Source organism: Rhizobium sp. AC27/96 (genome assembly GCF_001692325.1).
Taxonomy (GTDB): Bacteria; Pseudomonadota; Alphaproteobacteria; order Rhizobiales; family Rhizobiaceae; genus Rhizobium.
Window position 1 is genome coordinate 767,075 of sequence record NZ_LXKN01000001.1, and the last position, 24,700, is coordinate 791,774.

At 58.7% G+C, this 24,700-nt stretch carries 27 protein-coding genes and 2 tRNA genes; 13 read left to right on the forward strand and 16 right to left on the reverse strand.

Annotated elements, in window-relative coordinates; all coding sequences use genetic code 11:
• Positions 1 to 46: 46 nt before the first annotated feature.
• Entirely contained in the window at positions 47 to 1,165 is a 1,119-nt protein-coding gene (gene ald / locus A6U86_RS03810; protein WP_068386147.1) for an alanine dehydrogenase, read from the forward strand.
• Between the two features lie 17 nt (positions 1,166 to 1,182).
• On the opposite strand, the gene A6U86_RS03815 is transcribed toward ald, so the two are convergent.
• The 5 genes from A6U86_RS03815 to A6U86_RS03835 form a co-directional block, all read right to left on the reverse strand.
• On the reverse strand, positions 1,183 to 1,692 hold the full coding sequence (locus tag A6U86_RS03815) for a DUF1203 domain-containing protein (RefSeq protein WP_068387826.1): 510 nt from the start codon (positions 1,690 to 1,692) through the stop codon (positions 1,183 to 1,185).
• A gap of 81 nt (positions 1,693 to 1,773) precedes the next feature.
• A complete protein-coding gene (locus A6U86_RS03820) occupies positions 1,774 to 2,388 on the reverse strand; it encodes a GNAT family N-acetyltransferase (protein WP_068386149.1) in 615 nt (204 codons plus the stop codon).
• Positions 2,343 to 3,200, reverse strand: a complete 858-nt coding sequence (gene sseA / locus A6U86_RS03825; protein ID WP_068386153.1) for a 3-mercaptopyruvate sulfurtransferase — start codon at positions 3,198 to 3,200, stop codon at positions 2,343 to 2,345. The genes A6U86_RS03820 and sseA overlap by 46 nt, the downstream gene beginning before the upstream one ends.
• Positions 3,201 to 3,254: 54 nt before the next feature.
• Positions 3,255 to 3,992: an alanyl-tRNA editing protein gene (locus A6U86_RS03830; RefSeq protein WP_068386155.1), complete on the reverse strand. Its 738-nt coding sequence runs from the start codon at positions 3,990 to 3,992 to the stop codon at positions 3,255 to 3,257.
• 4 nt (positions 3,993 to 3,996) lie between these two features.
• The gene (locus A6U86_RS03835; RefSeq protein ID WP_068386156.1) at positions 3,997 to 5,037 is read right to left on the reverse strand and encodes a cysteine synthase A; all 1,041 of its coding nucleotides are present in this window, start codon (positions 5,035 to 5,037) and stop codon (positions 3,997 to 3,999) included.
• Positions 5,038 to 5,329: 292 nt separating this feature from the next.
• Between A6U86_RS03835 and A6U86_RS03840 the strand changes: the two genes are divergently transcribed.
• Positions 5,330 to 6,160, forward strand: coding sequence for an SDR family oxidoreductase (locus A6U86_RS03840; RefSeq protein ID WP_068386158.1), 831 nt, complete (start codon positions 5,330 to 5,332; stop codon positions 6,158 to 6,160).
• A gap of 6 nt (positions 6,161 to 6,166) precedes the next feature.
• Here A6U86_RS03840 and A6U86_RS03845 read toward each other — a convergent pair whose 3' ends face one another.
• The gene (locus tag A6U86_RS03845; protein ID WP_068386163.1) at positions 6,167 to 7,621 is read right to left on the reverse strand and encodes a deoxyribodipyrimidine photo-lyase; all 1,455 of its coding nucleotides are present in this window, start codon (positions 7,619 to 7,621) and stop codon (positions 6,167 to 6,169) included.
• Positions 7,622 to 7,862: 241 nt separating this feature from the next.
• On the opposite strand from A6U86_RS03845, the gene A6U86_RS03850 reads away from it, so the two are divergent.
• Entirely contained in the window at positions 7,863 to 8,975 is a 1,113-nt protein-coding gene (locus A6U86_RS03850) for a sn-glycerol-3-phosphate import ATP-binding protein UgpC (protein ID WP_068386167.1), read from the forward strand.
• A 114-nt stretch (positions 8,976 to 9,089) separates the two neighbouring features.
• Here the strand turns inward: A6U86_RS03850 and A6U86_RS03855 are convergent, their stop codons facing one another.
• The 4 genes from A6U86_RS03855 to A6U86_RS03870 form a co-directional block, all read right to left on the reverse strand.
• Entirely contained in the window at positions 9,090 to 10,706 is a 1,617-nt protein-coding gene (locus A6U86_RS03855) for a tannase/feruloyl esterase family alpha/beta hydrolase (RefSeq protein WP_068387830.1), read from the reverse strand.
• Positions 10,707 to 11,131: 425 nt separating this feature from the next.
• Positions 11,132 to 12,046 (reverse strand): ABC transporter permease subunit, encoded by a 915-nt coding sequence (locus A6U86_RS03860; protein ID WP_068386168.1) that lies wholly within the window; start codon positions 12,044 to 12,046, stop codon positions 11,132 to 11,134.
• Between the two features lie 7 nt (positions 12,047 to 12,053).
• Entirely contained in the window at positions 12,054 to 12,938 is an 885-nt protein-coding gene (locus tag A6U86_RS03865; protein WP_068386169.1) for a carbohydrate ABC transporter permease, read from the reverse strand.
• Positions 12,939 to 13,036: 98 nt separating this feature from the next.
• Positions 13,037 to 14,389: an extracellular solute-binding protein gene (locus tag A6U86_RS03870; protein WP_068386170.1), complete on the reverse strand. Its 1,353-nt coding sequence runs from the start codon at positions 14,387 to 14,389 to the stop codon at positions 13,037 to 13,039.
• 326 nt (positions 14,390 to 14,715) lie between these two features.
• On the opposite strand from A6U86_RS03870, the gene A6U86_RS03875 reads away from it, so the two are divergent.
• Positions 14,716 to 15,273, forward strand: a complete 558-nt coding sequence (locus tag A6U86_RS03875; RefSeq protein WP_068386174.1) for a sugar O-acetyltransferase — start codon at positions 14,716 to 14,718, stop codon at positions 15,271 to 15,273.
• Positions 15,274 to 15,280: 7 nt separating this feature from the next.
• Here the strand turns inward: A6U86_RS03875 and A6U86_RS03880 are convergent, their stop codons facing one another.
• The gene (locus A6U86_RS03880) at positions 15,281 to 15,592 is read right to left on the reverse strand and encodes a hypothetical protein (protein WP_068386177.1); all 312 of its coding nucleotides are present in this window, start codon (positions 15,590 to 15,592) and stop codon (positions 15,281 to 15,283) included.
• 116 nt (positions 15,593 to 15,708) lie between these two features.
• Here A6U86_RS03880 and A6U86_RS03885 point away from each other — a divergent pair.
• From A6U86_RS03885 to A6U86_RS35545, 5 genes are all read left to right on the forward strand, one after another.
• Positions 15,709 to 15,783, forward strand: a tRNA-Asn gene (locus A6U86_RS03885).
• Between the two features lie 251 nt (positions 15,784 to 16,034).
• Positions 16,035 to 16,373: a hypothetical protein gene (locus tag A6U86_RS03890; RefSeq protein WP_141683619.1), complete on the forward strand. Its 339-nt coding sequence runs from the start codon at positions 16,035 to 16,037 to the stop codon at positions 16,371 to 16,373.
• A 46-nt stretch (positions 16,374 to 16,419) separates the two neighbouring features.
• Complete coding sequence (locus A6U86_RS36070) at positions 16,420 to 16,656, forward strand: hypothetical protein (protein WP_068387835.1); 237 nt, start codon at positions 16,420 to 16,422, stop codon at positions 16,654 to 16,656.
• 253 nt (positions 16,657 to 16,909) lie between these two features.
• Positions 16,910 to 17,314: a DoxX family protein gene (locus A6U86_RS03900; protein ID WP_068386181.1), complete on the forward strand. Its 405-nt coding sequence runs from the start codon at positions 16,910 to 16,912 to the stop codon at positions 17,312 to 17,314.
• A gap of 310 nt (positions 17,315 to 17,624) precedes the next feature.
• On the forward strand, positions 17,625 to 17,798 hold the full coding sequence (locus A6U86_RS35545) for a hypothetical protein (protein WP_174071229.1): 174 nt from the start codon (positions 17,625 to 17,627) through the stop codon (positions 17,796 to 17,798).
• Positions 17,799 to 17,980: 182 nt separating this feature from the next.
• Here the strand turns inward: A6U86_RS35545 and A6U86_RS35105 are convergent, their stop codons facing one another.
• Both A6U86_RS35105 and A6U86_RS03910 read right to left on the reverse strand, forming a co-directional pair.
• Positions 17,981 to 18,313 (reverse strand): hypothetical protein, encoded by a 333-nt coding sequence (locus tag A6U86_RS35105; RefSeq protein WP_141683620.1) that lies wholly within the window; start codon positions 18,311 to 18,313, stop codon positions 17,981 to 17,983.
• Positions 18,314 to 18,521: 208 nt separating this feature from the next.
• Positions 18,522 to 19,628 carry a porin gene (locus A6U86_RS03910; RefSeq protein ID WP_068386184.1) on the reverse strand — a complete coding sequence of 369 codons (1,107 nt, stop codon included), beginning with the start codon at positions 19,626 to 19,628 and terminating at the stop codon, positions 18,522 to 18,524.
• 172 nt (positions 19,629 to 19,800) lie between these two features.
• On the opposite strand from A6U86_RS03910, the gene A6U86_RS03915 reads away from it, so the two are divergent.
• The gene (locus A6U86_RS03915; protein ID WP_141683621.1) at positions 19,801 to 20,256 is read left to right on the forward strand and encodes a hypothetical protein; all 456 of its coding nucleotides are present in this window, start codon (positions 19,801 to 19,803) and stop codon (positions 20,254 to 20,256) included.
• 70 nt (positions 20,257 to 20,326) lie between these two features.
• Here A6U86_RS03915 and A6U86_RS03920 read toward each other — a convergent pair whose 3' ends face one another.
• Positions 20,327 to 20,794, reverse strand: a complete 468-nt coding sequence (locus A6U86_RS03920; RefSeq protein ID WP_244509824.1) for an acetyltransferase — start codon at positions 20,792 to 20,794, stop codon at positions 20,327 to 20,329.
• Between the two features lie 115 nt (positions 20,795 to 20,909).
• Between A6U86_RS03920 and A6U86_RS03925 the strand changes: the two genes are divergently transcribed.
• Entirely contained in the window at positions 20,910 to 21,551 is a 642-nt protein-coding gene (locus A6U86_RS03925) for a DapH/DapD/GlmU-related protein (RefSeq protein WP_068386191.1), read from the forward strand.
• Positions 21,552 to 21,663: 112 nt separating this feature from the next.
• Here A6U86_RS03925 and A6U86_RS03930 read toward each other — a convergent pair.
• Both A6U86_RS03930 and A6U86_RS03935 read right to left on the reverse strand, forming a co-directional pair.
• A tRNA-Cys gene (locus tag A6U86_RS03930) sits at positions 21,664 to 21,737 on the reverse strand.
• A 148-nt stretch (positions 21,738 to 21,885) separates the two neighbouring features.
• Positions 21,886 to 22,311 carry a Rap1a/Tai family immunity protein gene (locus tag A6U86_RS03935; protein WP_068386192.1) on the reverse strand — a complete coding sequence of 142 codons (426 nt, stop codon included), beginning with the start codon at positions 22,309 to 22,311 and terminating at the stop codon, positions 21,886 to 21,888.
• Between the two features lie 489 nt (positions 22,312 to 22,800).
• On the opposite strand from A6U86_RS03935, the gene A6U86_RS03940 reads away from it, so the two are divergent.
• Both A6U86_RS03940 and A6U86_RS03945 read left to right on the forward strand, forming a co-directional pair.
• Positions 22,801 to 23,472 (forward strand): protein-L-isoaspartate O-methyltransferase, encoded by a 672-nt coding sequence (locus A6U86_RS03940; protein ID WP_198929020.1) that lies wholly within the window; start codon positions 22,801 to 22,803, stop codon positions 23,470 to 23,472.
• A gap of 245 nt (positions 23,473 to 23,717) precedes the next feature.
• Positions 23,718 to 24,590 carry a PopZ family protein gene (locus tag A6U86_RS03945; RefSeq protein ID WP_068387839.1) on the forward strand — a complete coding sequence of 291 codons (873 nt, stop codon included), beginning with the start codon at positions 23,718 to 23,720 and terminating at the stop codon, positions 24,588 to 24,590.
• Positions 24,591 to 24,700: the final 110 nt, after the last annotated feature.

A 24,700-nucleotide genomic window follows, 5' to 3' on the forward strand; every position in this document is an offset into this window, starting at 1 on the left:
TCCCCTGGAGAGATTGCAGACGCAAAACCATTCGAGGAGGAATGAAATGCGCGTTGGTTGCCCCAAGGAAATCAAGAACCACGAATATCGCGTCGGCCTGACGCCGGCATCCGTTCGTGAATATGTCGCCCATGGCCACGAGGTCTGGGTCGAGACGAAGGCCGGTGCCGGCATCGGTGCCGACGATCATGCCTATATTGCCGCCGGCGCCAAGATCGCCGCCAGCGCCAAGGATATTTTCGACAAGTGCGACATGATCGTGAAGGTCAAGGAGCCGCAACCCTCCGAATGGGCGCAGCTTCGTGAGGGCCAGCTTCTCTACACCTATCTGCATCTGGCGCCGGATCCGGAGCAGACCAAGGGACTGCTCGCTTCGGGCGTGACCGCAATTGCCTATGAGACCGTCACCGACGAGCGTGGCGGCCTGCCGCTGCTGGCGCCGATGTCCGAGGTTGCCGGCCGCCTGTCGATTCAGGCGGGTGCCACGGCCCTGCAGAAGGCCAATGGCGGCCTCGGCATCCTGCTCGGCGGCGTGCCGGGCGTTCTGCCGGCCAAGGTCACCATCATCGGCGGTGGTGTCGTCGGCCTGCATGCGGCCAAGATGGCGGCCGGCCTCGGTGCCGACGTCAGCATCCTCGACCGCTCGTTGCCGCGCCTGCGCCAGCTGGACGATATCTTCAACGGCCGCGTCCACACCCGCTATTCCAGCATTCAGGCGCTGGAAGAGGAAGTCTTCTCCGCCGACCTGGTCATCGGCGCAGTTCTGATCCCCGGTGCCGCCGCGCCGAAACTCGTCACGCATGAGATGCTGTCCGGCATGAAGAAAGGCTCGGTCATTGTCGACGTCGCCATCGATCAGGGCGGCTGCTTCGAAACCTCGCATGCGACGACCCATTCCGACCCGACTTACGTGGTCGAGGGCGTCGTGCACTATTGTGTCGCCAACATGCCGGGCGCTGTTCCGGTCACCTCGGCGCACGCGCTGAATAACGCCACCATCTATCACGGTCTGGCCTTGGCCGATCGCGGCTTGCGCGCCATCGCGGAAGACAAGCACCTCCGCAATGGCCTCAATGTGCACAAGGGCCGCGTCACCAACAAGCCGGTGGCCGAAGCCTTGGGTTACGAGGCTGTAGCGCCCGAAAGCATTCTGAACGTCGCGTAAAGCCCATCGCGCGTACGTCAGATGGAAACGCCGGCATCTGTGTATGCCGGCGTTTCGGTTTTATCGATCCGGCACTGATAGCAGTTGTTGCGCGCCGAGCGGACGTGGACATAGGCGATGTCAGGACGTTCGAGCAGCGTGGCGGCATAGGCAGGAATATCCCCTGTCGGCGTTACAGCGCCGGTGCCATAGACGATGCGGTTGTTCTTCCCATAACCACGCACGATGAAGTCGCGGCTGGTCGCCAGCACCGGCGGCAGGATTTCTGCCGCTTCGTATCGCTTGCAGGGCGTCTTGTGCAGGAAGATCGGGCCGGTTTCGGCGTAGGGCTGCAATTCCGGGAAGGGCCGGTAGGCAAAGACGAAAAGCTCTTCGCCGGCCGCGATATTGTGCAGGCAATGGCGGCAGGGATGGCCAGGGCCATCGGAGATCATGGTCTCCGGCTGGTGACCATAGGCGTCGGCACCACCGTTCCAGAGAATTTCGGCATCGGATGTGGGCATGGCTGCAAAGGTGACGGAAGGCATGGCAAAGCTCCTTTTGAGGTTTACCATGTGATGCTCCGGACCAGCGCGGGAAGCCACCCGATTCCTGCCGTCGCAAATGCGCTAACCCTTCTTGGAAAGCTCCAGCAATTCCTTGTCGCTCATTGGGCGGACGATGCCTTCGCCGGTTGACGTCGGCGAGAAGCCGAACATCTGGTAGAGCTGCAGGGCTCGCGGATGGTCGAGATTGTTCGTCGTCGTCACGATGCGTTGCGGGTTCAGCGCCCAGATCGCGTAGAGCGACTGGAGCAGGAACCATTTGCCGATGCCGAGGCCGAGCGCATTTTCGATGAGGCCGAAATGGCTGAGCTCGATCGTCTCTTCATCCTGACGGAAATATTCGAAGAAGCCGCCCGGTGCGCCGTTGACGTAGAGCACGCTGATGTCATTGCGCGGGTCGTGGAGGGCCGACGCCAATTCCTCGTCGGAGAGGCGAAGCCGGTCGACCCAATGCCAGCGAGCGCCGACCTGGCGATAGAGATAACGATAGAAGGGCAGCGGAATGCCCGGAGAACGCATGATGGCCGTCTGGATGTTGACCGGCACCGCCAGACTGGTCTTGGGCGGCGCCGTCATTTCCAGACGGGTGATATGGACCTTGATCGATGAAGGGGTTTTCACGACCGCGCTGCTCAATCTTGACCGGTAACGATGGGCGTATCTGGGCGGCTGCCCCATTCCGACCAGGAGCCGTCATAGAGCTTGTTGTCGCCATGGCCGAGCGATTCGAGCGCCAGCGTGATGATTGCTGCGGTAATGCCCGAGCCGCAGGTGGTGACGACAGGCTTGTCGAGATCGATGCCGGCCTTCTCGATCGTCTCGCGCAGTTCCGGCAAGGACTTGAACTTGCCGTTCGTGGCAAACACACCCGATGGCAGGTTACGAGCTCCCGGCATATGGCCCGAGCGCATGCCTTCGCGCGGCTCCGGCTCTGCGGCTGCAAAGCGGCCGGCGCTGCGTGCGTCTGCGATCTGCAGGGCGTGGCTGTCGACGATGCCACGCATCTCTTCAAGGGAAACGACACGGCTGCCGTTGAACTTCGGCTTGAAGGTCGCCGCTTCGAAGGCAGGTAGCGCTGTTTCCAGCGGACGTCCCTCGGCCTTCCAGCCATCCAGGCCGCCGTCTAGCACGAACACGTTCCGAGCACCCATGACGATGTGGAATAGCCACCAGACGCGCGGCGAGGCAAACAGACCCGGGCCGTCATAAATGACGATGCGGTCGGTCTCGCTGATGCCGAGCTTGCCGACTTCCGTGGCAAAGAATTCGGGTGAGGGCACCATATGCGGCAGGTTGGTCGAATGATCCGATATCTTGTCCTGATCGAAGCGGATGGCGCCCGGAATATGGCCGCTGGCATATTCGGCGTCGGCATTGCGCTTCTGCGCCGGCAGATAGAAGGACGCGTCGAGGATGCGCAGGTCCTTGGCACCCAACTCGCTCTGCAGCCAGTCGGCGGATACGACGAAACGGCTCTTGTCCGCTGCCATGATGATCTCTCCTGCTGTGGTTATTTGTGTGGGGATTATCGGCGCTTGCCCGTGTCAGTTTTCGTCGGTTGGCGTACCGAAGCGAATGCGGAAGCGGCGGTTTTCCTTGCCCTTCTTTTCGATCTTGGCGATGTGGATCGCCCCGACTTCCTGTGTCTCGGACACATGTGTGCCGCCGCAGGGCTGGCTGTCAACGGCGGAATCTTCGCCGATGCAGACAAGACTGACGCGGCCAAGCCCCATCGGCGGCCGCACATTCTTGGATTTGACGATGCCGGGGTTGGCCGCCAGCTCCTCGTCGGTGATCCACTGGAGGAACACGGGATGGTTCTCATTGATGAGCGCCATCATCTTGGCCGTCACTTCGTCCTTGTCGATCGTCTCGCTCATGTCGAAATCGACGCGGCTTTCTTCCTCGCCGACCGCCGCGCCGGTGATGGGGTAGGGGCAGACAACCGAGAGCAGGTGACAGGCCGTGTGCATGCGCATCAGCTTGTAGCGTCGCGGCCAGTCGATATGCAGCACCAGCTTTTCGCCGAGGATGGGCAAGGGCTCGCCTTCGAGCGGCACATGGATGATGATGTCCTTGATCGGACCATGCTTCGTCTGCCCAAGCATGATCCTGGAACCGTCACCGCGTTCCAGGAAGCCGGTATCACCAGGCTGTCCGCCCGAGGTTGCGTAAAAGCAGGTCTGGTCGAGCTCGATGCCCCCGTCTTCGTGGATCGCGGTTACCACCGCCTCTGCGGTCGAGAGGTAGAAATCGTCACGGTAGAGGGCATTCACGGTCATGAGATCACGCTACTGTTTCATAGGGGACGGAAATATCCGTCCGCTTTGCAAGATAGGATGGCAGCGGCAGGCCCTTCGACTTTAGGAAGTCCGGATTGAAGAGCTTGGACTGATAGCGATTGCCGTAATCGCACAGGATCGTCACCACCGTATGTCCCGGGCCAAGGTCTCTCGCGAGGCGTACGGCGCCGGCAATGTTGATGGCTGTCGAGCCGCCAAGGCACAGGCCTTCATATTCGACCAGATCGAAAAGATAGGGCAGGGCTTCGGCATCGGTAACTTGATAGGCGAAGTCTGGCGTGAAACCTTCCAGATTGGCCGTTACGCGACCCTGGCCGATGCCTTCGGTGATCGAAGAACCGGACGATTTCAGCTCGCCGTTTTTGTAGAACTCATAAAGTGCGGCGCCTTCCGGGTCGGCGATGCCGATCTTGATGTCCTTGTTGAAGCCATGCAGGCCCATGGCGACGCCCGCCAATGTGCCGCCGGAGCCGACCGAGCAGATGAAGCCGTCGATCTTGCCAGACGTATCGTCCCAGATTTCCTTGGCGGTCGTCTCGATATGCGCTTGCCGATTGGCAACGTTGTCGAACTGGTTCGCCCAGATCGCGCCGTTCGGCTCGGTCTTCGCCAGTTGCTCGGCCAGTCGACCCGAGACCTTCACATAGTTGTTCGGGTTCTTGTAGGGAACGGCGGGAACCTCGACCAGCTCAGCGCCGAGCAGCTTCAGCGCATCCTTCTTTTCCTGGCTCTGGGTTTCCGGAATGACGATGACCGTGCGATAGCCGAGTGCCTTGGCGACCAGCGTCAGACCGATGCCGGTATTGCCGGCCGTGCCCTCGACGATGACGCCGCCAGGCCTCAGCAGCCCCTTCTTCTCGGCATCGCGAATGATATAGAGCGCGGCGCGGTCCTTGACCGACTGACCGGGGTTCAGGAATTCGGCCTTGCCAAGGATGGTCGAGCCCGTCGCCTCGGAGGCGCCCTTGAGCTTGATCAGCGGCGTATTGCCAATTGCTTCGAGGACGGACGGATGGACGGTCATGGAATCTGCCTTCTGTTCGCAACTACTGTAAGAACGGTCTTTTCCCTTCACAAGGCGATATAGGCAAGAAATTCTGTTCCTCGCTCTTTGTTCGGCCCGCAAAATTCGTCTTGGGCGACATTCTTCGGGGCATCACCGGGTCCAATAATAGTCTCCGATAAGTGACATCGATTTCCGCGCCGAACCGATAGACTGGCCGAAAGCGGCCACAATGATACGCTATTTCTAAAATGCCACGGACGGCCGCGATTGAGCGTTTGATATAGGCGGTCGCCAGCCAAGGAGAAGAGCCATGAGCCCGTTCATCGCACGTCCTGAACATGGAGTCGTCTGGATCACCGGCGCAAGTTCCGGCATCGGCCGTGCGCTGGCGCTGAAGCTGGCGGAAGAAGGCTACAAGGTGGCCGTCACGGCCCGTAGCCACGACAAGCTTCTGGCATTGCAGGCCGAGGCAAACGGCCTTCCCGGCAGCATCGTCGTGGTGGATGGCGACGTCACCAATGCCGAGGATATGGAACACACCATTGCGGCCATCGAATATCAGCACGGCGCGGTCGCGCTGGTAGTCCTCAATGCGGGCATCTATCTGCCGGCGCGCGGCGAGGATCTGAACCATGAAGTTTTCGACCGCAGTTTTGCCGTCAATCTCCATGGCGTGGTCAATTGTCTCATTCCGGCGGTGCGGCATATGCGGGCGAGGGGCTATGGCCAGGTCGCGCTCGTGTCCTCCCTTGCGGGCTATGCCGGCCTTCCTGGTTGTGCAGCCTATGGCGCCACCAAAGCTGCCCTCATCAACATGGCAGAAAGCCTGAACTTCGAGCTTGATCGCATGGGCATCCATATCCAGCTCATAACCCTCGGCTATGTCGAAACGCCGCTGACGGCGAACAACAAATTCGCCATGCCCGGCATTCTGTCCGCTAAAGAAGCGGCAGAGGTGATCGCTACCGGATTGAAATCAGCGGCTTTCGACATCAGTTTCCCGAAGAGCATGGTCTATCGGGCAAAGCTCCTGAGGCTGCTGCCCTATAGCCTTTATTTCCGTATGGTCCGATATTTTCTGGGAAGCGGCGGCAAGCGGCAGTCCGTCGGCACACGGGCAACGCCGCACCCGGCGGAATAGCGCTTATCATTCAGTCTTCAGTGATGCATGCGCTTCAAGCGCGCGTCGCCGTGCAACGGCATGATCGACGATTGGCCGTGGATAATGCTCACCAAGCCTTATCCCTGCGCGCTTCAGCACATCGTCAGGCGCCTCGAAGGGCCGATGGATATATTTGCCGTCGAGGTCGGCCAGTTCCGGCACGAAGGTTCGGATATAGCCGCCATCGGCATCGAATTTTTCGCCCTGCAGCACCGGATTGAAGATGCGGAAGAAGGGTGAGGCATCGGCGCCGGACCCCGCCACCCACTGCCAGTTTGCGGCATTGGCCGCCGGATCTGCATCCACAAGCGTGTCCCGAAACCAGGTCTCGCCTTCGCGCCAGTCGATCAGCAGATCCTTGATCAGGAAGGAGGCGACGATCATGCGGACGCGATTGTGCATCCAGCCATGGCGCCAGAGCTGCCGCATGCCGGCATCGACGATCGGATATCCCGTTTGCCCGCGCCGCCAGCTGTCGAACAGCGTCGCATCCGAGCGCCATGGGAAATCGTCATAGCGATCGTTCCAGTTGGCCGAATTGAGTTTGGGGAAATGGAAGAGCTGGTGATAGCAGAATTCCCGCCACGCCAGTTCCTTGCGAAAGCGAACGATATTGTCTGTCGGAATATGTTTGGGAAGACCGCGCGTGGCGTGCCAGATCCTTGCAGGCGAGATCTCGCCGAGCGCCAGATGTGGCGACAGAAGCGATGTTGCCGGCTTGTCGGGAAAATCGCGATCGACGGCGTAGCTGTCGAGTGAAGACTCGATGAAATCGGTGAGTTTCTCGCGCGCCGCAGCCTCGCCCGGTGTCCACATATCGTAGAAATCGGAGGCCCAGTTCGGCTTGGTGGGCAATAGCCCCCATGAGCCCAACGAATCCGATTGGGGCCAGCGGCTGGGTGCCTCCAGTGTTTCCGGGGCATCGATCGGAAAGGGTGGCTCGCCGGATTGCTCCAGCGCCCGCCAGAAGGGCGTATAGGTCTTGTAGGGATTGCCCGTGCCGGTGCGCACGCGGGACGGTTCGTGCAGCAGCTGGCCCGCAAAGCTGTTTGCCTCGAAACCGGCATCCCGCAAGCTCTTCTTGATGTCCATATCCACAGCCATGCCTGCGGGATCATAGCGGCGGTTCCAGACGATCGCCTCCGCATCGGTTTCCTCGGCAAGCTTTTGGATGACCGACAGGGCATCGCCCGTTCGTAGAACAAGCTTGCTGCCAAGCTCGTGGAGACTTTTCTCCAAGGCGGCGAGAGAATGATGCAGCCACCATTGTTGTGCAGCCCCGAGCGGCCCACAGCCTTTTGCTTCCGGCTCCTGGATATAGATGGGAACGATAGGCCGCCCGGATGTCACCGCTGCCCGCAGAGCGTGATTGTCGTCGAGGCGGAGATCCTTGCGAAACCATAGGAGGACGGGTTTCGGCTCGCTCTTGGATGATGTCATGGTTCTTGTCGGTCGCCTGTATGGTTTTTCAAATGCTGTGTTGCCGCCGAACCAGTATACGATGCGGGTAGCGGATTGGTTCCACCACCGCCCGTTTCATAAGAAAATTCTACACGCAACTCTCGTGAAGGAATCTGGTCACTGCCTGTGATATAAGGTTCCTTGTCACTGTTCTGTAATGCAAATTCGCTAGCAGTCCAGCCGATTGACGGCCCAGAATTGACAGACGGGGAAAATTGATATGGCGGAAATTCGGATCGAACAAGTTCGCAAGGCCTATGGACGCAATGAGGTCGTTCATGGTGTCGACCTGAATTTCCGATCGGGCGAGTTCGTCGTTATTCTCGGGCCTTCCGGCTGTGGCAAGTCCACGCTGCTGCGCATGATTGCCGGCCTCGAGGATATTTCGTCCGGCGAGATCGTCATCGACGGCAAGGTCGTCAACCAGCTTGAGCCGCGCGAGCGCGGCTGCGCCATGGTCTTCCAGAACTACGCGCTCTATCCGCACATGGATGTTGCCGCCAACATGGGCTACGCGCTGAAGGTTGCCGGCGTGCCGCGCGCCGAGCGCGATCGCCGCATCAAGGAAACCGCCAAGATCGTCGGCCTGGAGGATTTCCTTGCCCGCAAGCCGGCCGAGCTTTCCGGCGGCCAGCGCCAGCGTGTCGCCATGGGTCGCGCCATCATCCGCGAACCGAAGGTCTTCCTCTTCGACGAACCGCTATCCAACCTCGATGCCAAGCTGCGCGTACAGATGCGCGTCGAGATCCGCCGCCTGCACAAGCGCCTGTCGGCCACCTCGGTTTTCGTGACCCACGACCAGGTCGAAGCAATGACGCTCGCCGACAAGCTCGTCGTCATGTACAAGGGCAATGTCGAGCAGGTCGGCACTCCCCTTGAAATCTACAACACACCGCGCACCCGTTTCGTCGGCTCCTTTATCGGCTCGCCCGCCATGAATTTCCTGGAAGGCTCATTCTCGGCCAACGGCGAGCAGTTCAACTTCGATGGCCTGCCGATCGGCATTGATGCCAATATCGGCAAGCGTCACGCCGGCCAGCCGGTTGCCCTCGGCATCCGTCCGGAACATGCTCGTCTCGTGCCGGCAGGCACGCCCGGCGCCATTCCGGCTACCGTTGATTTCGTCGAAGAACTCGGCGCCGGCCGTGTCATCCATTGCGATATCAACGGATCGAGCTTCGCCGTCGCTGTATCGGACCACACGACCGGCCAGACCGGCCAGTCCGTTGGTCTCGACCTGCCGCAGCAGCACACGCACCTCTTCGCCCAGGATACCGGCCTGCGGCTCGACGCCGTTGCCTCCGTCACGCCGCTTAAGGTGATGGCGCACTAATTTCAGACATCAATTTTCAGCAGGCATGCCCGGAAGTCTCTAAGACTTCCGGGCTTTTTTATGCGGAGTTGCCATCGATTATGGCAGCGTCCTAGCTCTTGACCCGCCGGCGAGTCATTTGGCGCATTCGAAATTCTCCGCCTTGTTCGGATCGGTCGCGCCGGCCTTATATTTCGGATAAGAGGGGTATTCGCACATGGGCCGCGTGCGGCCGGCGCCGTCATTGCCGGCGTCGCCGACGATCAGATTTTCAGGGGCTTTTCCTTTTTCCACCCAATTCTCCAATGCGCTCAGCGGATCCCAGGCGGCGATGAACTTGCCGCTGCCATGGCCGAAGCCGGGCACGAGATAGAAGCGCATGAAGCCGCGGACATTCTCCGCCCCCATCGTTTTGACCACGCGCTCATAATAGGAAACCGTATTGTAGGGCGAGATCGCGAAATCGATGGTGCCGTGCATCAGCAACATCTTGCCGCCGCGCTTTTCGAATGCGGACAGGTCGGCGCTGTTCGCATCGATCAGCTTGGAAACCTCCGCGATACGCTTTGCATATTTCGGGGGATCGAAAGTCATGGTGTCGAACTTCGGATCGCGCACGATCGCGTAGCGGATCAATGGGTCCGCAAGGACGGCAAGACCGAAATTGGCAACGGGAGTTGGCGGATTTGTCAGCTCCGGCGACAGGCCGAAACCCCAGAGACCATAGAGATCGCCACCTTGAAAGATCGGCCAGCGTGGGAAGCCTTCGACACCGTCCTGCAGCTTGACCGGAGACTTGTAGGGCGTGTTGATCGTCTTCAGCACTGCGATCTGGGTGTCTGAAAGGCATGTATCGCCTTCATCCTTTCCGCTTGCGCAGCGAAGGTCCTCGATCTTGAAGGTCGCGTCGCAGGCCGCCGTATTCGAGATGAGACCGTCTTCAACGCCGTCGAGCTTGTCGCACGCTTTGGTGACGGCAGAATTGAGCAGTTCGACCTTGGCGGGGCTTAGATAGCCGCCGTTTCGATAGAAAGCCTTCGCGAGATGATTGCCGGAAAGCTGCAAGGCAGAGAAGGGGTTTGCCGGATGAGTGACGATGGCGCCATCGTAATCGGCCGGCCAGCGCTGGATCGCGATCAGGGATTCGTGTCCGCCCTGCGAATTGCCTTGAATATAGGTCTTCTGCTGCTTCCTGCCGTAATAGTCGGAGACCACGGCGATTGCGGCATCGTGGGTCTTCTTGATTTGCAGGCCGCCGAAATTGGCCAGGGCCTCATTGTTCAGGAGGAATTTGCCGTCGAGCACCGATGGCGACTGGTGGCCGCTATCGCTGCCGAAGGTGACATAGCCGCGCTGCAGAGGCGTCTGGACGGCATCTGAGCCAAAGGAAACGTTCTTGACCGCCTCGATCAGGGTTCCGTCATAGCCACCGCCACCATACTGGATGATCTTGTCGTTCCAGGTCAGCGGCAGATTGACTTGGAAATTGATGTTCGGCGCCTTGGGATCGATGGGCTCGATCCCGCCCAGCACCTTGCAGAAGCCGCCGCCAGCGGCTTGGTCGCCCTTGAGAAGATCGGCGGAATAGACGACGGCGCGACGAGCCGGCTCGCCGATCTCGTCCGGGGAAATCAGCATCCCGCGCAGAGCCATGCAATGGGCTTCTTCGGGTGTTGGCATGTCTTGAGCGGCGCTGACACCCGCGCTCAGGAAAACTACCGCATTCGCCAAGATGAATTGCCAAAGTCTCATTGCATCCTCCTCCTTGCAATTTCGATGCGCACGCGTGGTTGGATTTGTCGCTTGGCCAGTTTCATGTTCCTGTCCGAAACTGCGCGCATGCAGTTTCGTTTCGCGACGAAGCCCCGCTGTGCTCATGGGACACGTAGCGAGATCATGGCGAAAAACACGCAATTGGCTGAAGCTTGACGAATCCCCCAATCAGGCCCTCCAGCCGATTGGGTCAGTGAAAAATGAAGGCAACGGAGTGCTGTCACAATGCATTTTTCGGGCAATAAATTGCATTAATCGAACATCGCCGCAGGCGCGCGTGCAGGGGCGTGTATAGCGAGACAGCGGTAAAAGCGCAGAGGCGGATGAGGGAGGGGATTAAATGTCCTTGGCGCCGAGGGCGCGGGCAGCTGCCGCGCCCGAGTGGGGCGAGGCAGGCTATCCTATCACTTTTCGGTGGCGATCAGGCCGCGAACGAACCAGCGCTGCATCAGGACAACGACGGTGAGCGGCGGCAGCATCACGATCAGCGTGCCGGCCATGGCGATATGCCATTCAGGAAGGCCGCCGATATTCGGAATGAGCTGCTTGAGTTCGGTCACCGCAGTCATATGCGCTGGGTCGGTGGTGACGAGCAGCGGCCAGAGATACTGGTTCCAGGCCCAGAGGAACATGATGGTGCCGAGGGCTGCCATGTTGGTGCGCGACAGTGGCAGCAGGATATCGATGAAGAAACGCAGCGATCCCGCGCCATCCATGCGCGCGGCCTCGGTCAGCTCGTCCGGTATTGTCAGGAAGAACTGACGATAGAGGAACGTACCCGTCGCCGTCGCGACCAATGGCAGGATCAGGCCGATCGAGGAGTTGAGCAGCCCAAGGTTCAGCGCGACTTCAACGCCTGTAACCTTCTGGATGAGCCAGCTGATGCCGGTAATGTCGAGAATCCCCTGATAGGGAGACAGGACGTTCGCTGCGACCGCATAGGTTGGCACGATGCGTACTTCGAGTGGCAGCATCAGCGTCACGAAGATCAGCCAGAAGATGAAGTGGCGGCCAGGATAGCGGAAGTAGACCAGCGAAAAGGCTGTTATCGCCGAAATCAGCACTTTTCCCACCGCAACGCCGGTGGCGAAGATCAGGCTGTTCAGCAGCTTTGGACCAAGATTGGCGGTCGTCCAAGCTGTCTGCAGATTGACCCAGAAATCCGAGCCGGGGATCAGCGACATCGGCACCTTGTTGACGTCGGCCAGATTATGGGATGCGGCGATGGCGACGATTGTCAAAGGTCCCACCGCCACCACGAAACCGATGAACAGGATCAGATGGGTGAAGAAATTCAGTATTGGTGTGCGCTCGACCATGGCAGCCTCAACGGTAATGAACGCGCCGCTCGATGAAGCGGAACTGGAAGATGGTAAGCACGATGATCAGCAGCATCAGGATGATGCTCTGTGCCGCCGCACCGGAAAAGTCGAGGCCTTTGAAGCCGTCGGAATAGATCTTGTAGACCATGAGGTTAGTCGAGTTGTGTGGCCCGCCTGACGTCATGATGTCGACGATGCCGAAGGAATCCTGGAAGCTTTCGGTGATGTTGATGACCAGCAGGAAGAAGATCGTCGGCGTGATCAACGGGAACTGGATATCCCAGAACCGCCGGAGCACGCTGGAGCCATCCATGGCGGCCGCTTCGATCAGCGAGCGCGGGATGCCCTGGAAAGCAGCCAGGAAGAAGATGAAGCTATAGCCGATATATTTCCACGAGAAGGCGGCGATGATGCAGGCCATGGCCGCGTTGCCGTCAAGGCCCGGATCCCAAATGCCCGGCCACCACTGATTGACCACGGCGATGAGGCCGGCTTCCGGCGCCAGGATGAAGCGGAAGGCCATTGCCGAGGCGGGGGCCGCGATGCCATAGGGCCAGATCAGCACGACGCGGTAGAGTTTCGAGCCGCGCAGCTGTCGATCGGTCAGGGCTGCGAGTATAAGGCCGCCCCCCATGGCAATGGCAGTGCTGATAGCGGCGAAAATGATGCTGATCGTGACCGAGTTCCAGTAATCGGAACTGGCGAGGATGGCTTTGAAATTGTCGAGCCCGACCCAGATGTTGCCGCCGCCCCAGGGCTGCTGCAGCGTCAACGACCAGAAGACCGCTTGACCGGCCGGCCAATAGAAAAAAGTGAAGATGAGGAGCAACTGCGGCACTGCGAACAGGATGCCGACACTCCATTTGTTGAAAGTTATGCGCTTTTCCATGGTCTCTTCCGGCTTGCGATCCCGATGCCATTCTTGCTCTCATAACGAACGTCCGCCGGGAAACCCCGGCGGACGCTGCCTGTCATGAGTTTTGCTGCTTACGGCAGCTGCTTGCCCTTGTAGGTCGCTTCGAAGCGATCGAGAACGGTGTCGCCATTCTTGACGAGATTGTCGATGCCTTCCTGGACGCTGACCTTGTTGGCGAAAATGGCCTGCATCTGGTTGCCGAATTCAGCGCGGATCTGCGTGAAGTTGCCGAGGCGAACGCCACGGGTGATCGGGGTCGGCTCGGAAGCGGTCAAGCTGGCGATTGCGATTTCACGGCCCTTATAGGGAGCCTTGTCGTAGAAGCCGGAGGACTTCATGAAGTTGAAGCCAGCCTTGGTGACCGGAATATAGCCGGTGTTGGTCGACCAGAAGAGAGCTGTTTCTGGCTTGGCGATGAAGGCGAGGAACGCGGCAGCGCCCTTGTATTCATCAGCCGACTTGCCGGAGAGAACCCAGAGCGATGCGCCGCCGACGAGCGAATTCTTGCGCTCGGTGCCGGCATAGACCGGAAGTTCGGCAACATCCCAGTTCAGGCCGGCCTTCTGGGTCTTGGTGATCGAGCCGTGATCGCCGACCGAGGTGAGGATCATCTGGCAATCGCCCGAAGCGAAGGCCTGAACCATATCCTGGCCAAGATCCTTGGACTTGATCTTGATGAGGCCCTGGTCGTACCAGCTCTTGAGGTCGGTAACGTACTTGACGAACTTGGTCTTGTTGACGGTCAGGCGAGCGTCGAGGCCGTCATAACCGTTGTTCTTCGTGGCAACCGGCTGGTCGTGGATGGCAGAGAACTGCTCCATCAGCTGCCAGCTTTCGTTGCCGGAGATGTTGATGGCCATCGGGCAATCATAGCCAGCGCCCTTCAGCGCCTTCATTTCGGCAGCGGCATCTTCCCAGGTCTTCGGAGCTTCGGTCTTGCCGATCTTGGCAAAAGCGTCCTTGTTCCAATAGAGCAGGGCGGTCGAGGAGTTGAACGGGAAGGACAGCAGCTCGCCCTTGGACGTTGCGTAATAGCGGGCGATACCCGGGAAATAGTCGTTCCAGTCGACCTTGTAGCCGTTTTCAGCCATCAGCTTGGTGACGGAGTGATAGGCGCCCGAAAGCATCATGGTCGCGGTGCCGACGTCATAGACCTGAACGATCGTCGGCTGCTTGCCGGCGCGGAAGGCGGCAATGGTGTTCTGCAGAGCGGCGTCGTAGCTGCCCTGGCTGACGCAGGAGACTTCATAGTCCTTCTGCGAGTCGTTGAAGTTCTTGCAGAGCGTCTGAACGACGCGTTCCAGGTCGCCCGACAGGCCGAACCAGAAATCGAACTTGGTCGGAGCGGCAGCAGCAGGCAGGGCCAGCGCTAAGCTCATGACGCCGGCGGCGGCAGCCGAAATGCAGTTTTTAAGTTTCGACATTATCCCTATTTCCTTTTTGAAAGCTCGGAACCGGTGGTCTTGCGCAAGTCCGCGGTAGCGGCGTTATAGACAAGCTGTGTGACAGTTTGTTGAGGGCGAGAATCCCGTGTTACCGGGCATTTTCAGTCGAAGTGAGGGGTTGCGGGGGCGCGCGCTTCAATCGATTATACATTTGAGAAAAGGCTAATCAAGGTGGGCAATATTCGGTGGCTCTGGCCACGCTTGTCGCCTGTTCGCAAGTGGCCGATTACCTTTCTTGCTGGTGGCCCGGGCGATGATGCATGATCTCCCGCGGCGAATCCTGAAAGCAGTGGAGGAGGGGATCGATGGGTCTCAGCGAAAGACAGAAGATGGCGGCCGGGGAGTGGTATTGCTGCTTCGATGCGGAGCTTGATGGCCTGCGTTGGCGCGCGCGTGACGCCGTGCATCAGCATAATACCATGCCGCCGTCCCAGCGCGGCAATATGGGGCCTGCCTTGTCGGCGCTCTTTGCCGACGCCGGAGAGAACGTTTTCATCGAAGCCCCGTTCCACTGCTCCTACGGCATGAATATTTCACTCGGAAGCCGGGTCTATCTGAATGCCGGCTGCATTATTCTCGATAGCGCCAGCGTGCGCATCGGCGACGGCAGCATGCTCGGGCCGGGCGTCCATATATATTGTGCCGAACATCACAAGGATGCGGATCTGCGTGGGCAGGGTGTGGAAATCGCGCGGCCGGTCACGATCGGCCGGAGGGTATGGATTGGCGGCGGTGCGATCGTCGTCGGCGGCGTGACGATCGGTGACGGCGCAATCATCGGCGCTGGCGCTGTCGTGAACAGGGATGTCGCGCCGGGTGCGACCGTTGTCGGCAATCCCGCTCGTCCGGTCGGCGCGAGATAAATTGGGGCTAGTTTGCCGGACGGCGCCTTTTTGTCCACCACACGGCAAAGCGACGGCGCCAGCGGCGCACGGTGGGCATATCATGCGATAGCACGATGAAGCCCAATGGCAGCATCCAGAAGCCGAGCACCGGCAGGAAACCAAGCAGTCCGCCGAAAATAAGGGCGATGCCCACGCCGACGCGCGCAAGCCGCGACCGGGGCAGGGGAATTCTCACAGAGCCGAAAACAAGTTCGCGAGTTGAGGGATCAATGCCGAAACGGCGGGTTTTCCGGCCATTTCGATCGGCATTTGCTGTCGTTCCGCTTTGATCAGTCATCCACAGGAAATGGTGAGGCGGCGAAATAATGCAAGAGAATTCGATTTTTTTGAAAAAACCGCTTGGCAAATCGGGCAAGCATTTGTATTAGCCCACTCACACCGCGCCAAGCGCATTCCCTGGTAGCTCAGCGGTAGAGCATTCGACTGTTAATCGACAGGTCGCCGGTTCGAATCCGGCCCGGGGAGCCACTCTTTCTCAAAGAGTTGGTTTTGGCTAAATCAAAAAAAGTACAGATATTATTTCTTCAACGCTTTTGCCGTCGTCGTTACTGCGCGCAAATTGCGGGCGTTGTCTCCCCTTATCGCGCCTATTCCGAGGGCGCCATCGTTTTGCATGCCCACGCGAATCGACGGGATGGCCATGGCACTGTTTTCAGTTGCGAAGTCAGGCCGTTTGGGCTTGTGTCAGGCAAGAGCTTGAATCTAAGGAACTGTAGAGAATGATGGGCCGATTGGTGGTTTTGGCTTTAAGCGTATCGATCAGCGCCGGACAGGCATTGGCTGATGATGATGCCGTCTCGAATGCGGAAATGCTTTGCCGCGCAGTCGATACGACGATCTCGCTGTCTCCCTGCACATATTCCGAAGAAGCTAAAACGGTGACCGTCTCCGTCGCGACGGCGGGCGGGGACGCTCAAGCCCTTTGCCAGACTATCAGGAGCTCGCTCGTCGAAAAGCAGATATATTTCGGTGCCGATCCCTGGAAGCTCGATCTGAAGTCGCCCGCCAGCGGCGACAGCACGATCGCATCTTGCGATTTGCCGCAAACTCCTCATTGAAGGGGGACGCCGGCCGGATCGGTGGATGAAACGAGAGCTGGGTGCGATGTCGAAAGTCAATGATCTGATAGCGTCGGCAAAGAGCGTCTGCGACCGATACGATAAAGGACGCATGGAGAGGGAAACTGTCCGTGAATGGGTCCTGCGCCTCGGAGCCTATCCGACGCCGCATGGTGAGCGCGTACGGGAAGCCGCGGAGTGGTTCAGGGCCCATTCGGAGGCCGAAGTGGCGAGCGATATCCGAAAAATCGATCTGGACAGATTGAGGGCAATCTTTTCTTAGCCAGCCGATCGCACTTGATTGTCCTTGCGAATGCGATAGAGACCAGAGAAGAACGCGACTGCCGTTAATCTAGAACGGGGTCGGGCGGCCGATTGACGTCACGCTGCTGCTGCGAGATCACGCAGCCGTTCTTGATGCCGATTGCGGCGTAGTTGACCTGTCTTTCCCACCCATGCCAGATTGCCGCCGTTCTTGCGACTGCCGATGGGGCGTGCGGGGAACATGGGCCGCGTTCGGCATGTTGGGGGATACAATGGTTGAGACGACAAGCTCTCGCACGGGAGCAGTGGTGGGTTGGGTTCTTAGCGCAATCGTGATTCTGGTGCTGGCGGCCGATGCCGCTGTCGATCTGTTTTCGCCGTCGCTGATCAGCGCGGAAATGGAGGCGACCGGCTTTCCGACCAGCCAGGCAACATTGCTGGGTCTGATCATCCTCGTCTGTGCGGTTCTTTATGCGATTCCGCGCACCGCCGTTCTCGGAGCCATCCTGACGACGGGCTTCTTCGGCGGCGCCATCTGCACCCATTTCCGCCTCGGAGAAGTAGGGTCTCCGCCACAACTTATCAGTTTGGTCCTGGGCATCATGGCCTGGGGCGGTCTCTATCTCCGTGACAGGCGGATTCGCGACCTTCTGCCCATTCGCGCCGCGGCTGGCTGAAAAACGAAAGCCACGGCGCCGTGGCTTTTTTGTGCTGCAACAACAGTATGTTGCACCTGCTCTGATTCATCGCCTGCCAACCATGGCTCTCACGGCGGCAAGAGCCATGCCGTTGCAATACGGCTGTGAATCCGCACGCCGTTATCGACAGTTTTCGTGCAGATGTATGTGGTATTTCGACGAATTTTGGTTCAAGGTATGGTTGCTCTCGTGAATGTGAGAAAATGTTCATGTGGCGTTAATATGAACCGGCGCATGAACATAGTGCGCGATCCGCGCAGCATAGTCCCCCAATGCTTAGAGGTTCGACATGAAAAACCTGATTCTTGCTTCTGCATTTGCCTTGGCATCGGTCGTTGCCGTCAGCGCATCGGCCGAGGCAGCTCCGATGCATCATCGTCACCATCAACATTGCCACATTAAGAAGGTGAAGCATAAGGTTCATGGCCACTGGGTCGTACGCAAGGTACGCGTCTGCCGTTAATCGGTAGAAGCTTCGAACTATCGGAAATTCCGTTTTTGACAGCAAGTCGGCCGCTACCGGTGATTTCGGTAGCGGCCGTTAGCTTTTGGGCGTCAGGGCCCAGGTATAGCGTCGCAGGCTCGATGCGGGCGGCTTGAGCCGATCGGCCGATCTTTTATCCGAAGATCCGCGCGCCAGAGGCGTCAGGGGCGGATTTCGAATATGACGCCGCTGTGGTGGCGATGGCGGTAGCGCCTGTCGTCGGACCAGTAGCGGCCTCTGTCGCGCCGCTCCCAGCCTCGCCGTTCCCAGCCGCGGTCGCCACGCCAATGGCGGCGGTCACGATCACGCCAATGACGGCGATCGTCATAGGAGTCCGGGTGCCAGCGCGTCCCGTGGTCCTGGACCAGAATGATGTTTGAGCTGTTTGGCGCCGATGGGCTGCCGAATGGTGCTGCCGAGGCGGGCATGGTAACGGACAGCAAAGACCCCACGGCCAAAGCGGCGGTCAAGGCGATTGAAGCAAGATGTTTCAAGTCGGTAACTCCTTCTTAGGCACGTCCCTTTCATCCTAAACGCTGCGGGTGCGACAAGGTTCCCCTTTCTGGTTGATCGGGATCTGTCGCGGCACGCGGTGATGGAAGGTCGGGCTTGCGATTTCAGGAGTTCAAGGCACAAAAAAAGGGGGCCGGCAGGGAAAGCCGGCCCCCTTCCTTCTCTGATCGGAGGTCAAATCTGATCAGGTTAGAAGTTGCGTTCGAAACGCAGGATGCCCGAAACGGTGTCGTCGTGGGCATAGTCGTAATGAACGTAGGTCAGTTCCGGCTCGACCAGGAGGTTCTTAACCGGGTTGAACTTCAGGTTCGTGGTGGCTTCGAACATCTTCGAGTCGGTGTAGGCGAGCTGGAGGTTCCACTTCAGCTTGTCGTTGACCGGAACGCCAACGCCACCCCAAACTGCCCAGTCACCCCAACCGCACTTGGATGCGTTGACGGTGCCGTTCGGCGCCGTGCAGGCCGAAACGTCCTGGTTGGTGCCGGCATACTTGTTCAGCTTGTCGCCGTCGGTGTTGTAGCCGCCCATCAAGAAGGCCGTGAATGCGCCGAAGTCAGCGTCTACGCGAGCCTTGATGGCGCCTTCCTTGACGATCGAGTCATAACCGCCAACGACCTTGAAGCCCCATGCACCGGACTTGAAGCCGAGACCGCCAACAACGTCAGGAGCGTAGTGGTTGGTTCTGTCGTCCGTCCACCAGCTTGCACCGTAAGATGCCGAGCCGGTCGTTGCAGAGTTGGAATCTTCGAGCGAGATCACAGCCGAGAAGCCGTTGCCACCGTCATATTCGTAGGTCAACTGGTTGAGTTCGTACGGGCCGTCATAGATCACGTCGTCGTTGATGACGTCGCCGGCATAACCCATGTACAGGTTGTACTGCGAGTCTTTCTTACCGACCGTGAAGCCGCCGAGGCTGATGTAGGACCACAGCAGGTTGGTGCTGGTGGAGCCGCCGTCATTCCAGTCCCAACGAACGATGGTTTCGGTCTTCAGCGGACCGTATTCGGTGTCGGTTGCGGTGTCGACGTTCAGCTCAGCACGAGTGTGCCACAGCGTGCCCTGATGGCTGTCACGGTTATAGGCGTTGTACCATTCACCTTCCGTACGAACCTTGCCGCCGATCTTGAGGCAGGTTTCCGTACCCGGGATGAAGAAGTAGCCTGCACCGTAGGCGTCGCAGATGCGAACGTATTCCAGCGGCTCGGGCTCAGCAGCAACGATAGCGTCAGCTGCATGAGCACCGGATACTGCTGCCAAGGCAGCAGCGGAGCCGAGAAGAAGGCTCTTGATGTTCATAATAACTCCAATCTTTCTTGATTGGGCCTGAGATTTCGCGCCGCCAAAGCGGCGTGCCCAACCCCATCCCGTTCATGTTCCCTATCAGTAGGTGCGAAGTAATAAGCTCCGCGAACTATTTCCTGAACCTGCTTCACTGATTTGGCAAGATACTAAGACTGGCGAACTATATGTGCGCTATCCGAAAAAAAAGTTTGTTGCAAAAATGACGCAATTCGCCGACTGGGCCGACTATGCGGCCATTTTGCGCCCAATTCGGGACGCTGAAAACACGGAGCTTGCTGAAGGTTGGGAACCGGAAATCGTAGCTTCGAGCCGATGTCGGGACGGCGAGTCGGAGGCGCTCGACCATCGCATTGTGTCGCTAAATGCGATGCGCGACAGCGTAAGTGCGTCCGATGAGACTACTGGGGGCGTAGTCTCATCGGACGCGGTACTGTCCGGTTCAGGGGTGGCATCCAAACCGGTAGCAATGAGGCTAACATCTACCGTAGGTGTGTATAACCTACCTGAATGGGCTGGCCACGAGCGCAGCTCCATGAAGAAACGCGGCTTCGTAATGACCGCTGTTTCAAAATGGTATGAAAAGGGATCGATTCCGTTATCCAGCTGGATTGGCTCAAGATAGGGACCGTCGTCGGCATTCTGCGATCTGTTGTGACAAGGGATCTAAGCTTCGAATCTCTCAAGGCAGCGGTTCACGTCGTCGCCGCTCTTTCCCATCGCATGTGAAGGATCGGGAAGGGACGGCCCTGGTCGTCAAGCTCCGAACGGCCCGTCACCTTGAACCCCAACTTTTCGTAGAAGCCCGCCGCCGTCGGATTCTGCTCGTTGACATCGACGGTAACGACGTCTTTTCCCGTTCGGAAGCTGTCCAGAAGAAGACGCCCCAAGCCCGCACCCCTGCTGTCCGCATGAACGAAAAGCGCGTCGATATGGTTTTCCGAGGTTCCCAGGAAGGCGTGGGATAGATCGTCACCATCGACAGCTACCGTGAATTCGGCATTCGGCAGGTAATCCTCCAGCACCATCTTCCCGATCGACTCCAGATCCGGGTCGCTGAGAAAATGGTGGGTGGCTTCGACGGCCGTCCGCCATACCTCATAGTTACGCGCTATGTCGGCCGGTTTGGCTTGCCGCAACTGGAACATGTCAGCCTCTCTCATGTCTTTTTATGATTCTCAGGTGCTCGTTTAGGATCTCCGCCGGAGTGCGTAAAGACTGCTTTCGCGTGTAGTTCGTGTCACGGGGGCTTCACAAGGAGCCGCTAGACGGCAACTCATGACCCATGCTTCCGACAAGACCCAGCCGAAAATCGCCAAGTCGATCATTGACCCTACCGCAAGGATCAGGGAGTCGATCATCGGCGATCGTTGCGAGGTTCTCGCAGATACGTCTCTGCATTCTACGCAACTCGGTGATTTCTCTTATCTCGGGCCTCGTTGCACGGTTGCGGATGCCGAGATAGGGCGGTTCTGCGCTATTGCCGCCGAGGTGAGAATCGGTGCGCCCAACCATCCGATCGATCGTCCCTCGATGCATCGCTTCACCTATTGCCCGGAATATTATTCGGCAGACGCGACACGCGATCTCGCTTTCTTTGAAGAACGCCATGCCGATCGAGTGACTATCGGCCACGATGTTTGGATTGGGCACGGCGTGATCGTTCTGCCCGGTGTCACCGTTGGGAACGGAGCGGTACTGGCGGCCGGAGCCGTCGTCACCAAGGACGTCGAACCCTATACGATCGTTGGGGGCGTCCCGGCTCGCTTGATCCGTGAGCGGTTCAGTGCGGCCGTCGCGGCGAAGCTGAATGAAATTGCGTGGTGGGACTGGCCGTTTGAAACCATAATGGAGCGGCTTGAAGACTTCCAATCCACAGATATTGAAGCCTTCTGCGATCGCTGGTCGAAAACCGGCTGATAGGGCAGATAACCCAAAGTCGAACGACATTCTCCAGGAGAAAGCGTCAAGCTTTGCTGCGTCCAGGAATACGACCAGTATTCAATTGGTTACACAGCTGGAGAAGGGGAATTGGAGGCCTCGCCCGGAATCGAACCGGGATGCAAGGATTTGCAGTCCTCTGCGTAACCACTCCGCCACGAGGCCATCCGATTTATAAAGGCGAGTGATGCCGGGCGTTTAGAACGAATCTTGAATTGGCGCAAGAGCTTCAATTTGAATATCGCTCTTTTTTCAACACCGCTGGCAATTCCTGGGCGATGCAGATCCCCTTCGTAGGGTCTGCGCAGGATGCTTATTCTTCCAGGCAGGGAAAGGCGAACTTGAAGGAACGTGCGATCAGTGAACTTGCGGGCCGCTCGAGCTGCCAGGAATGTTCCGCCATCCACTTGCATGCGATAGCCGTCGCCTTCGTGTTGCTGAGATCGGGCGGAAGACAGAATGCCCCCACGAACTGCTGAAGGTAATGCGTATAGCGCGATGAGTTTTTCGGTGTCTGCTTCGTGGCGCGGATGGTCAGGTTCTTCGTGCGCTGCGCTTCATCGAGAATTCCCTGCACATAGACCGAGGCCAGCGTCCGGTCCTCTTCGCACCATTCATCGAGCTGTTTGCCGGTGACGACATGCCCGATGATCGGTGCCGCGGTTTCCGGCGCTTCATCGCTCAATGCGATCTGGGGTATGAGAAAGACGGATACTACGACGAAGAGCGGAATCCGCATTCGGGGGGCCTACATCATTGAGGACAGACTGGCGGCCAGAAAAACCACCAGCGGCAACGAGGTTGCTACAAAAAGAACGAGAGAGATAGACATCCCAGTCACCTTCTATTCAATTTTAATCTTAACCCGAATAATTTCGGGCCGGAAGGTTGATTGGTCACCACGTTCATGCGGTCCAATATCGGCAAGCCTGTTCCCGGGAGGTTAACATTTGACTAACAAATGTGCCGCTTTGAGCCAGCTTCCATTCGTTCTCCACCGAGATTATCGCTTGGTGTCGGCGCCTTCTTCTCAGAAACAAATCTGCGGCAGCGACTTCGGTTGATGTGGCGAGACCGCGGGCAGGGACCGTTTTGGTTGTTGTTCCCCGGCGACGCATTGCCAGGAATCTCGATGCCGCGTGCAGCGATGCCTTGAAAGCGTAGCAACAGGCGATTAAGACACGGATAGCAGTGAAGCAAAGCCGGCCTCAAAAAGGCGCAAGAGGATATGATGGATTTCGAAGCAGCACGCGTGAAGATGGTCGAGAACCAGATCCGCACGACGGATGTCACCTCCCATTCCGTGTTGAATGCATTTTTCACGGTACCGCGCGAAAATTTCGTGCCGGAGAAGTCGACGCTCCTGGCCTATGTCGACAATGACATCGAGATTGCCCCGGCAGCCTCGGGCAAGCCCGCCCGGTTCCTGATGGAAGCTTCCCCCTTGGCGAAGCTGCTGCAGCTCGGTGTCATCACCAAGGACGACAAGGTCCTCGATGTCGGCTGTGGTACGGGTTATGTATCGGCCGTGCTGTCGCTCATTGCCGGTCAGGTGGTTGCCCTGGAATCAGACGAAGAGCTTGCCGGTCAGGCCAAGACCAATCTCGCGGCGCTCGGCTATGGAAATGTCACCGTTGTCACCGGCGATCTGGAAAAGGGTCATGCGGGCAATGGCCCTTATGATGTCATTTTCCTCAATGGCTCGATCGAGCAGCTGCCGCAGGCGCTGCTGGAGCAGCTTGGTGAAGATGGGCGCCTGATCACGGTGCTTGGCTATGGCCACGCCGCACGCGCCACGGTTTTCATGAAGGAGCGCGGCGCCTTCTCGGAAAACGTTTTCTTCAACGCATCGATCAAGCCGCTGCCCGGCTTTGCCAAGGCCAAGGAATTCGTGTTCTGATCGTTTGAACGATCAGTGACGTGTTTGTGACAGGCGCCTTCAGGCGCCTGTTTTTTTATGCGCCCGCATGTGTCAGAATCAGAGATAGCAGGGCGATTCGCTGTGATCGTAACAAAACTGTGCATCACCGGGTTTAGTGCTTTCCAGGTGATTTTTTTCCCGAGGACAGTCATCTAGGGTGGCCCTGATTCGGGTGCCGCGTTGGCGAGTTTCCGGTCATCGGATATGGGAAAACGGGGATGAATATGGCTCAGCCAAGTGTAGTGCGTGAACCGTCCATGGAAGAGATCCTGGCATCGATCCGCCGGATCATCGAAAGTAACGAACCCGTCGTCGGAAAGCCGATGTCAGCGACACATTTTGGCGCGTCCAACGGTCGTGACGATGACATTCAATTGACTGTCGACGAGGAATTCGCGGCTGCCGATCGCGCCCGTGCCGCTGATCAGGAGCCTCGCTTCGTTGCCGCAAACTCGCAAATGCCCGTTGCCGAGCCTGAAAGCGCCAATCGTGGCCTGTCGCTTGCCGATGTCGCTGCGCGTGTTCGCGCCGCCTCCGAGCGCAACGCCGCAATGCTGAGTGCCGGTCGCGAATTGCCGCTGCCGCGCGAGCTGCCGCCGGTCATGGCTGCGCGCCTTGCCGAAGCTCATGTCGAGCCGGTCAGCAACTTCCCGCTGCGCAATACCGTTGTCGAGGCGCTAGCGCCGGCGGTCCAGCCCGTCGCGGAAGTATTATCCGTGAGCGAAGCGGAATCTGCGATAGAGGAAGCCATAGTGCGGCAGGCAGCTCCCGCTCCGCAGACGGCTGCCCCGGTCGAAACGCCGATTTTCCACGCGCCGGAAGCGCATCGGTCCATCGCCAGCGAAACCGAGCTGTCTCTGGCTGCGTCCGAGCCATCCTCGCCATTGATGTCTGAAGCTGCGGGCGCACAAGTCTCTCGTTCGTTTGAAGAGCTTGCAGCCATGGTTGATGGCGGCCCGCGCCGCTCGCTCGATGAATTGGCTCAGGAAATGCTGCGCCCGATGCTGCAGGAATGGCTCGACGACAATTTGCCAACCCTGGTCGAGCGTCTCGTGCGCGAAGAGATCGAACGAGTGGCACGCGGCCCGCGCCGCTGAAAAGCCTCGAGCTTCGGGTAACCGATCCGCCGCTCCGGGCTCCGGGGCGGCTTTTTTATTGACTTGCCCACAGCCATCCTATTTACAACCCGCATCACCCAATCCTCTAG

What these genes read in the sequence shown, in the direction of transcription:
- A6U86_RS03875 (WP_068386174.1), top strand. Translation starts at nt 14,716, where the DNA reads ATGGGTCTCAGCGAAAGACAGAAGATGGCGGCCGGGGAGTGGTATTGC.
- A6U86_RS03820 (WP_068386149.1), bottom strand. Translation starts at nt 2,388, where the DNA reads ATGGGGCAGCCGCCCAGATACGCCCATCGTTACCGGTCAAGATTGAGC.
- A6U86_RS03855 (WP_068387830.1), bottom strand. Translation starts at nt 10,706, where the DNA reads ATGAGACTTTGGCAATTCATCTTGGCGAATGCGGTAGTTTTCCTGAGC.
- A6U86_RS03880 (WP_068386177.1), bottom strand. Translation starts at nt 15,592, where the DNA reads ATGACTGATCAAAGCGGAACGACAGCAAATGCCGATCGAAATGGCCGG.
- A6U86_RS03865 (WP_068386169.1), bottom strand. Translation starts at nt 12,938, where the DNA reads ATGGAAAAGCGCATAACTTTCAACAAATGGAGTGTCGGCATCCTGTTC.
- A6U86_RS03945 (WP_068387839.1), top strand. Translation starts at nt 23,718, where the DNA reads ATGGCTCAGCCAAGTGTAGTGCGTGAACCGTCCATGGAAGAGATCCTG.
- sseA (WP_068386153.1), bottom strand. Translation starts at nt 3,200, where the DNA reads ATGGCAGCGGACAAGAGCCGTTTCGTCGTATCCGCCGACTGGCTGCAG.
- A6U86_RS03815 (WP_068387826.1), bottom strand. Translation starts at nt 1,692, where the DNA reads ATGCCTTCCGTCACCTTTGCAGCCATGCCCACATCCGATGCCGAAATT.
- A6U86_RS03920 (WP_244509824.1), bottom strand. Translation starts at nt 20,794, where the DNA reads ATGAGAGAGGCTGACATGTTCCAGTTGCGGCAAGCCAAACCGGCCGAC.
- A6U86_RS36070 (WP_068387835.1), top strand. Translation starts at nt 16,420, where the DNA reads ATGTCGAAAGTCAATGATCTGATAGCGTCGGCAAAGAGCGTCTGCGAC.
- A6U86_RS03890 (WP_141683619.1), top strand. Translation starts at nt 16,035, where the DNA reads ATGATGGGCCGATTGGTGGTTTTGGCTTTAAGCGTATCGATCAGCGCC.
- A6U86_RS03845 (WP_068386163.1), bottom strand. Translation starts at nt 7,621, where the DNA reads ATGACATCATCCAAGAGCGAGCCGAAACCCGTCCTCCTATGGTTTCGC.
- A6U86_RS03860 (WP_068386168.1), bottom strand. Translation starts at nt 12,046, where the DNA reads ATGGTCGAGCGCACACCAATACTGAATTTCTTCACCCATCTGATCCTG.
- A6U86_RS03870 (WP_068386170.1), bottom strand. Translation starts at nt 14,389, where the DNA reads ATGTCGAAACTTAAAAACTGCATTTCGGCTGCCGCCGCCGGCGTCATG.
- A6U86_RS03840 (WP_068386158.1), top strand. Translation starts at nt 5,330, where the DNA reads ATGAGCCCGTTCATCGCACGTCCTGAACATGGAGTCGTCTGGATCACC.
- A6U86_RS03900 (WP_068386181.1), top strand. Translation starts at nt 16,910, where the DNA reads ATGGTTGAGACGACAAGCTCTCGCACGGGAGCAGTGGTGGGTTGGGTT.
- A6U86_RS03830 (WP_068386155.1), bottom strand. Translation starts at nt 3,992, where the DNA reads ATGACCGTGAATGCCCTCTACCGTGACGATTTCTACCTCTCGACCGCA.
- A6U86_RS03935 (WP_068386192.1), bottom strand. Translation starts at nt 22,311, where the DNA reads ATGCGGATTCCGCTCTTCGTCGTAGTATCCGTCTTTCTCATACCCCAG.
- A6U86_RS03940 (WP_198929020.1), top strand. Translation starts at nt 22,801, where the DNA reads ATGATGGATTTCGAAGCAGCACGCGTGAAGATGGTCGAGAACCAGATC.
- A6U86_RS03925 (WP_068386191.1), top strand. Translation starts at nt 20,910, where the DNA reads ATGACCCATGCTTCCGACAAGACCCAGCCGAAAATCGCCAAGTCGATC.
- ald (WP_068386147.1), top strand. Translation starts at nt 47, where the DNA reads ATGCGCGTTGGTTGCCCCAAGGAAATCAAGAACCACGAATATCGCGTC.
- A6U86_RS03850 (WP_068386167.1), top strand. Translation starts at nt 7,863, where the DNA reads ATGGCGGAAATTCGGATCGAACAAGTTCGCAAGGCCTATGGACGCAAT.
- A6U86_RS35545 (WP_174071229.1), top strand. Translation starts at nt 17,625, where the DNA reads ATGAAAAACCTGATTCTTGCTTCTGCATTTGCCTTGGCATCGGTCGTT.
- A6U86_RS03835 (WP_068386156.1), bottom strand. Translation starts at nt 5,037, where the DNA reads ATGACCGTCCATCCGTCCGTCCTCGAAGCAATTGGCAATACGCCGCTG.
- A6U86_RS03910 (WP_068386184.1), bottom strand. Translation starts at nt 19,628, where the DNA reads ATGAACATCAAGAGCCTTCTTCTCGGCTCCGCTGCTGCCTTGGCAGCA.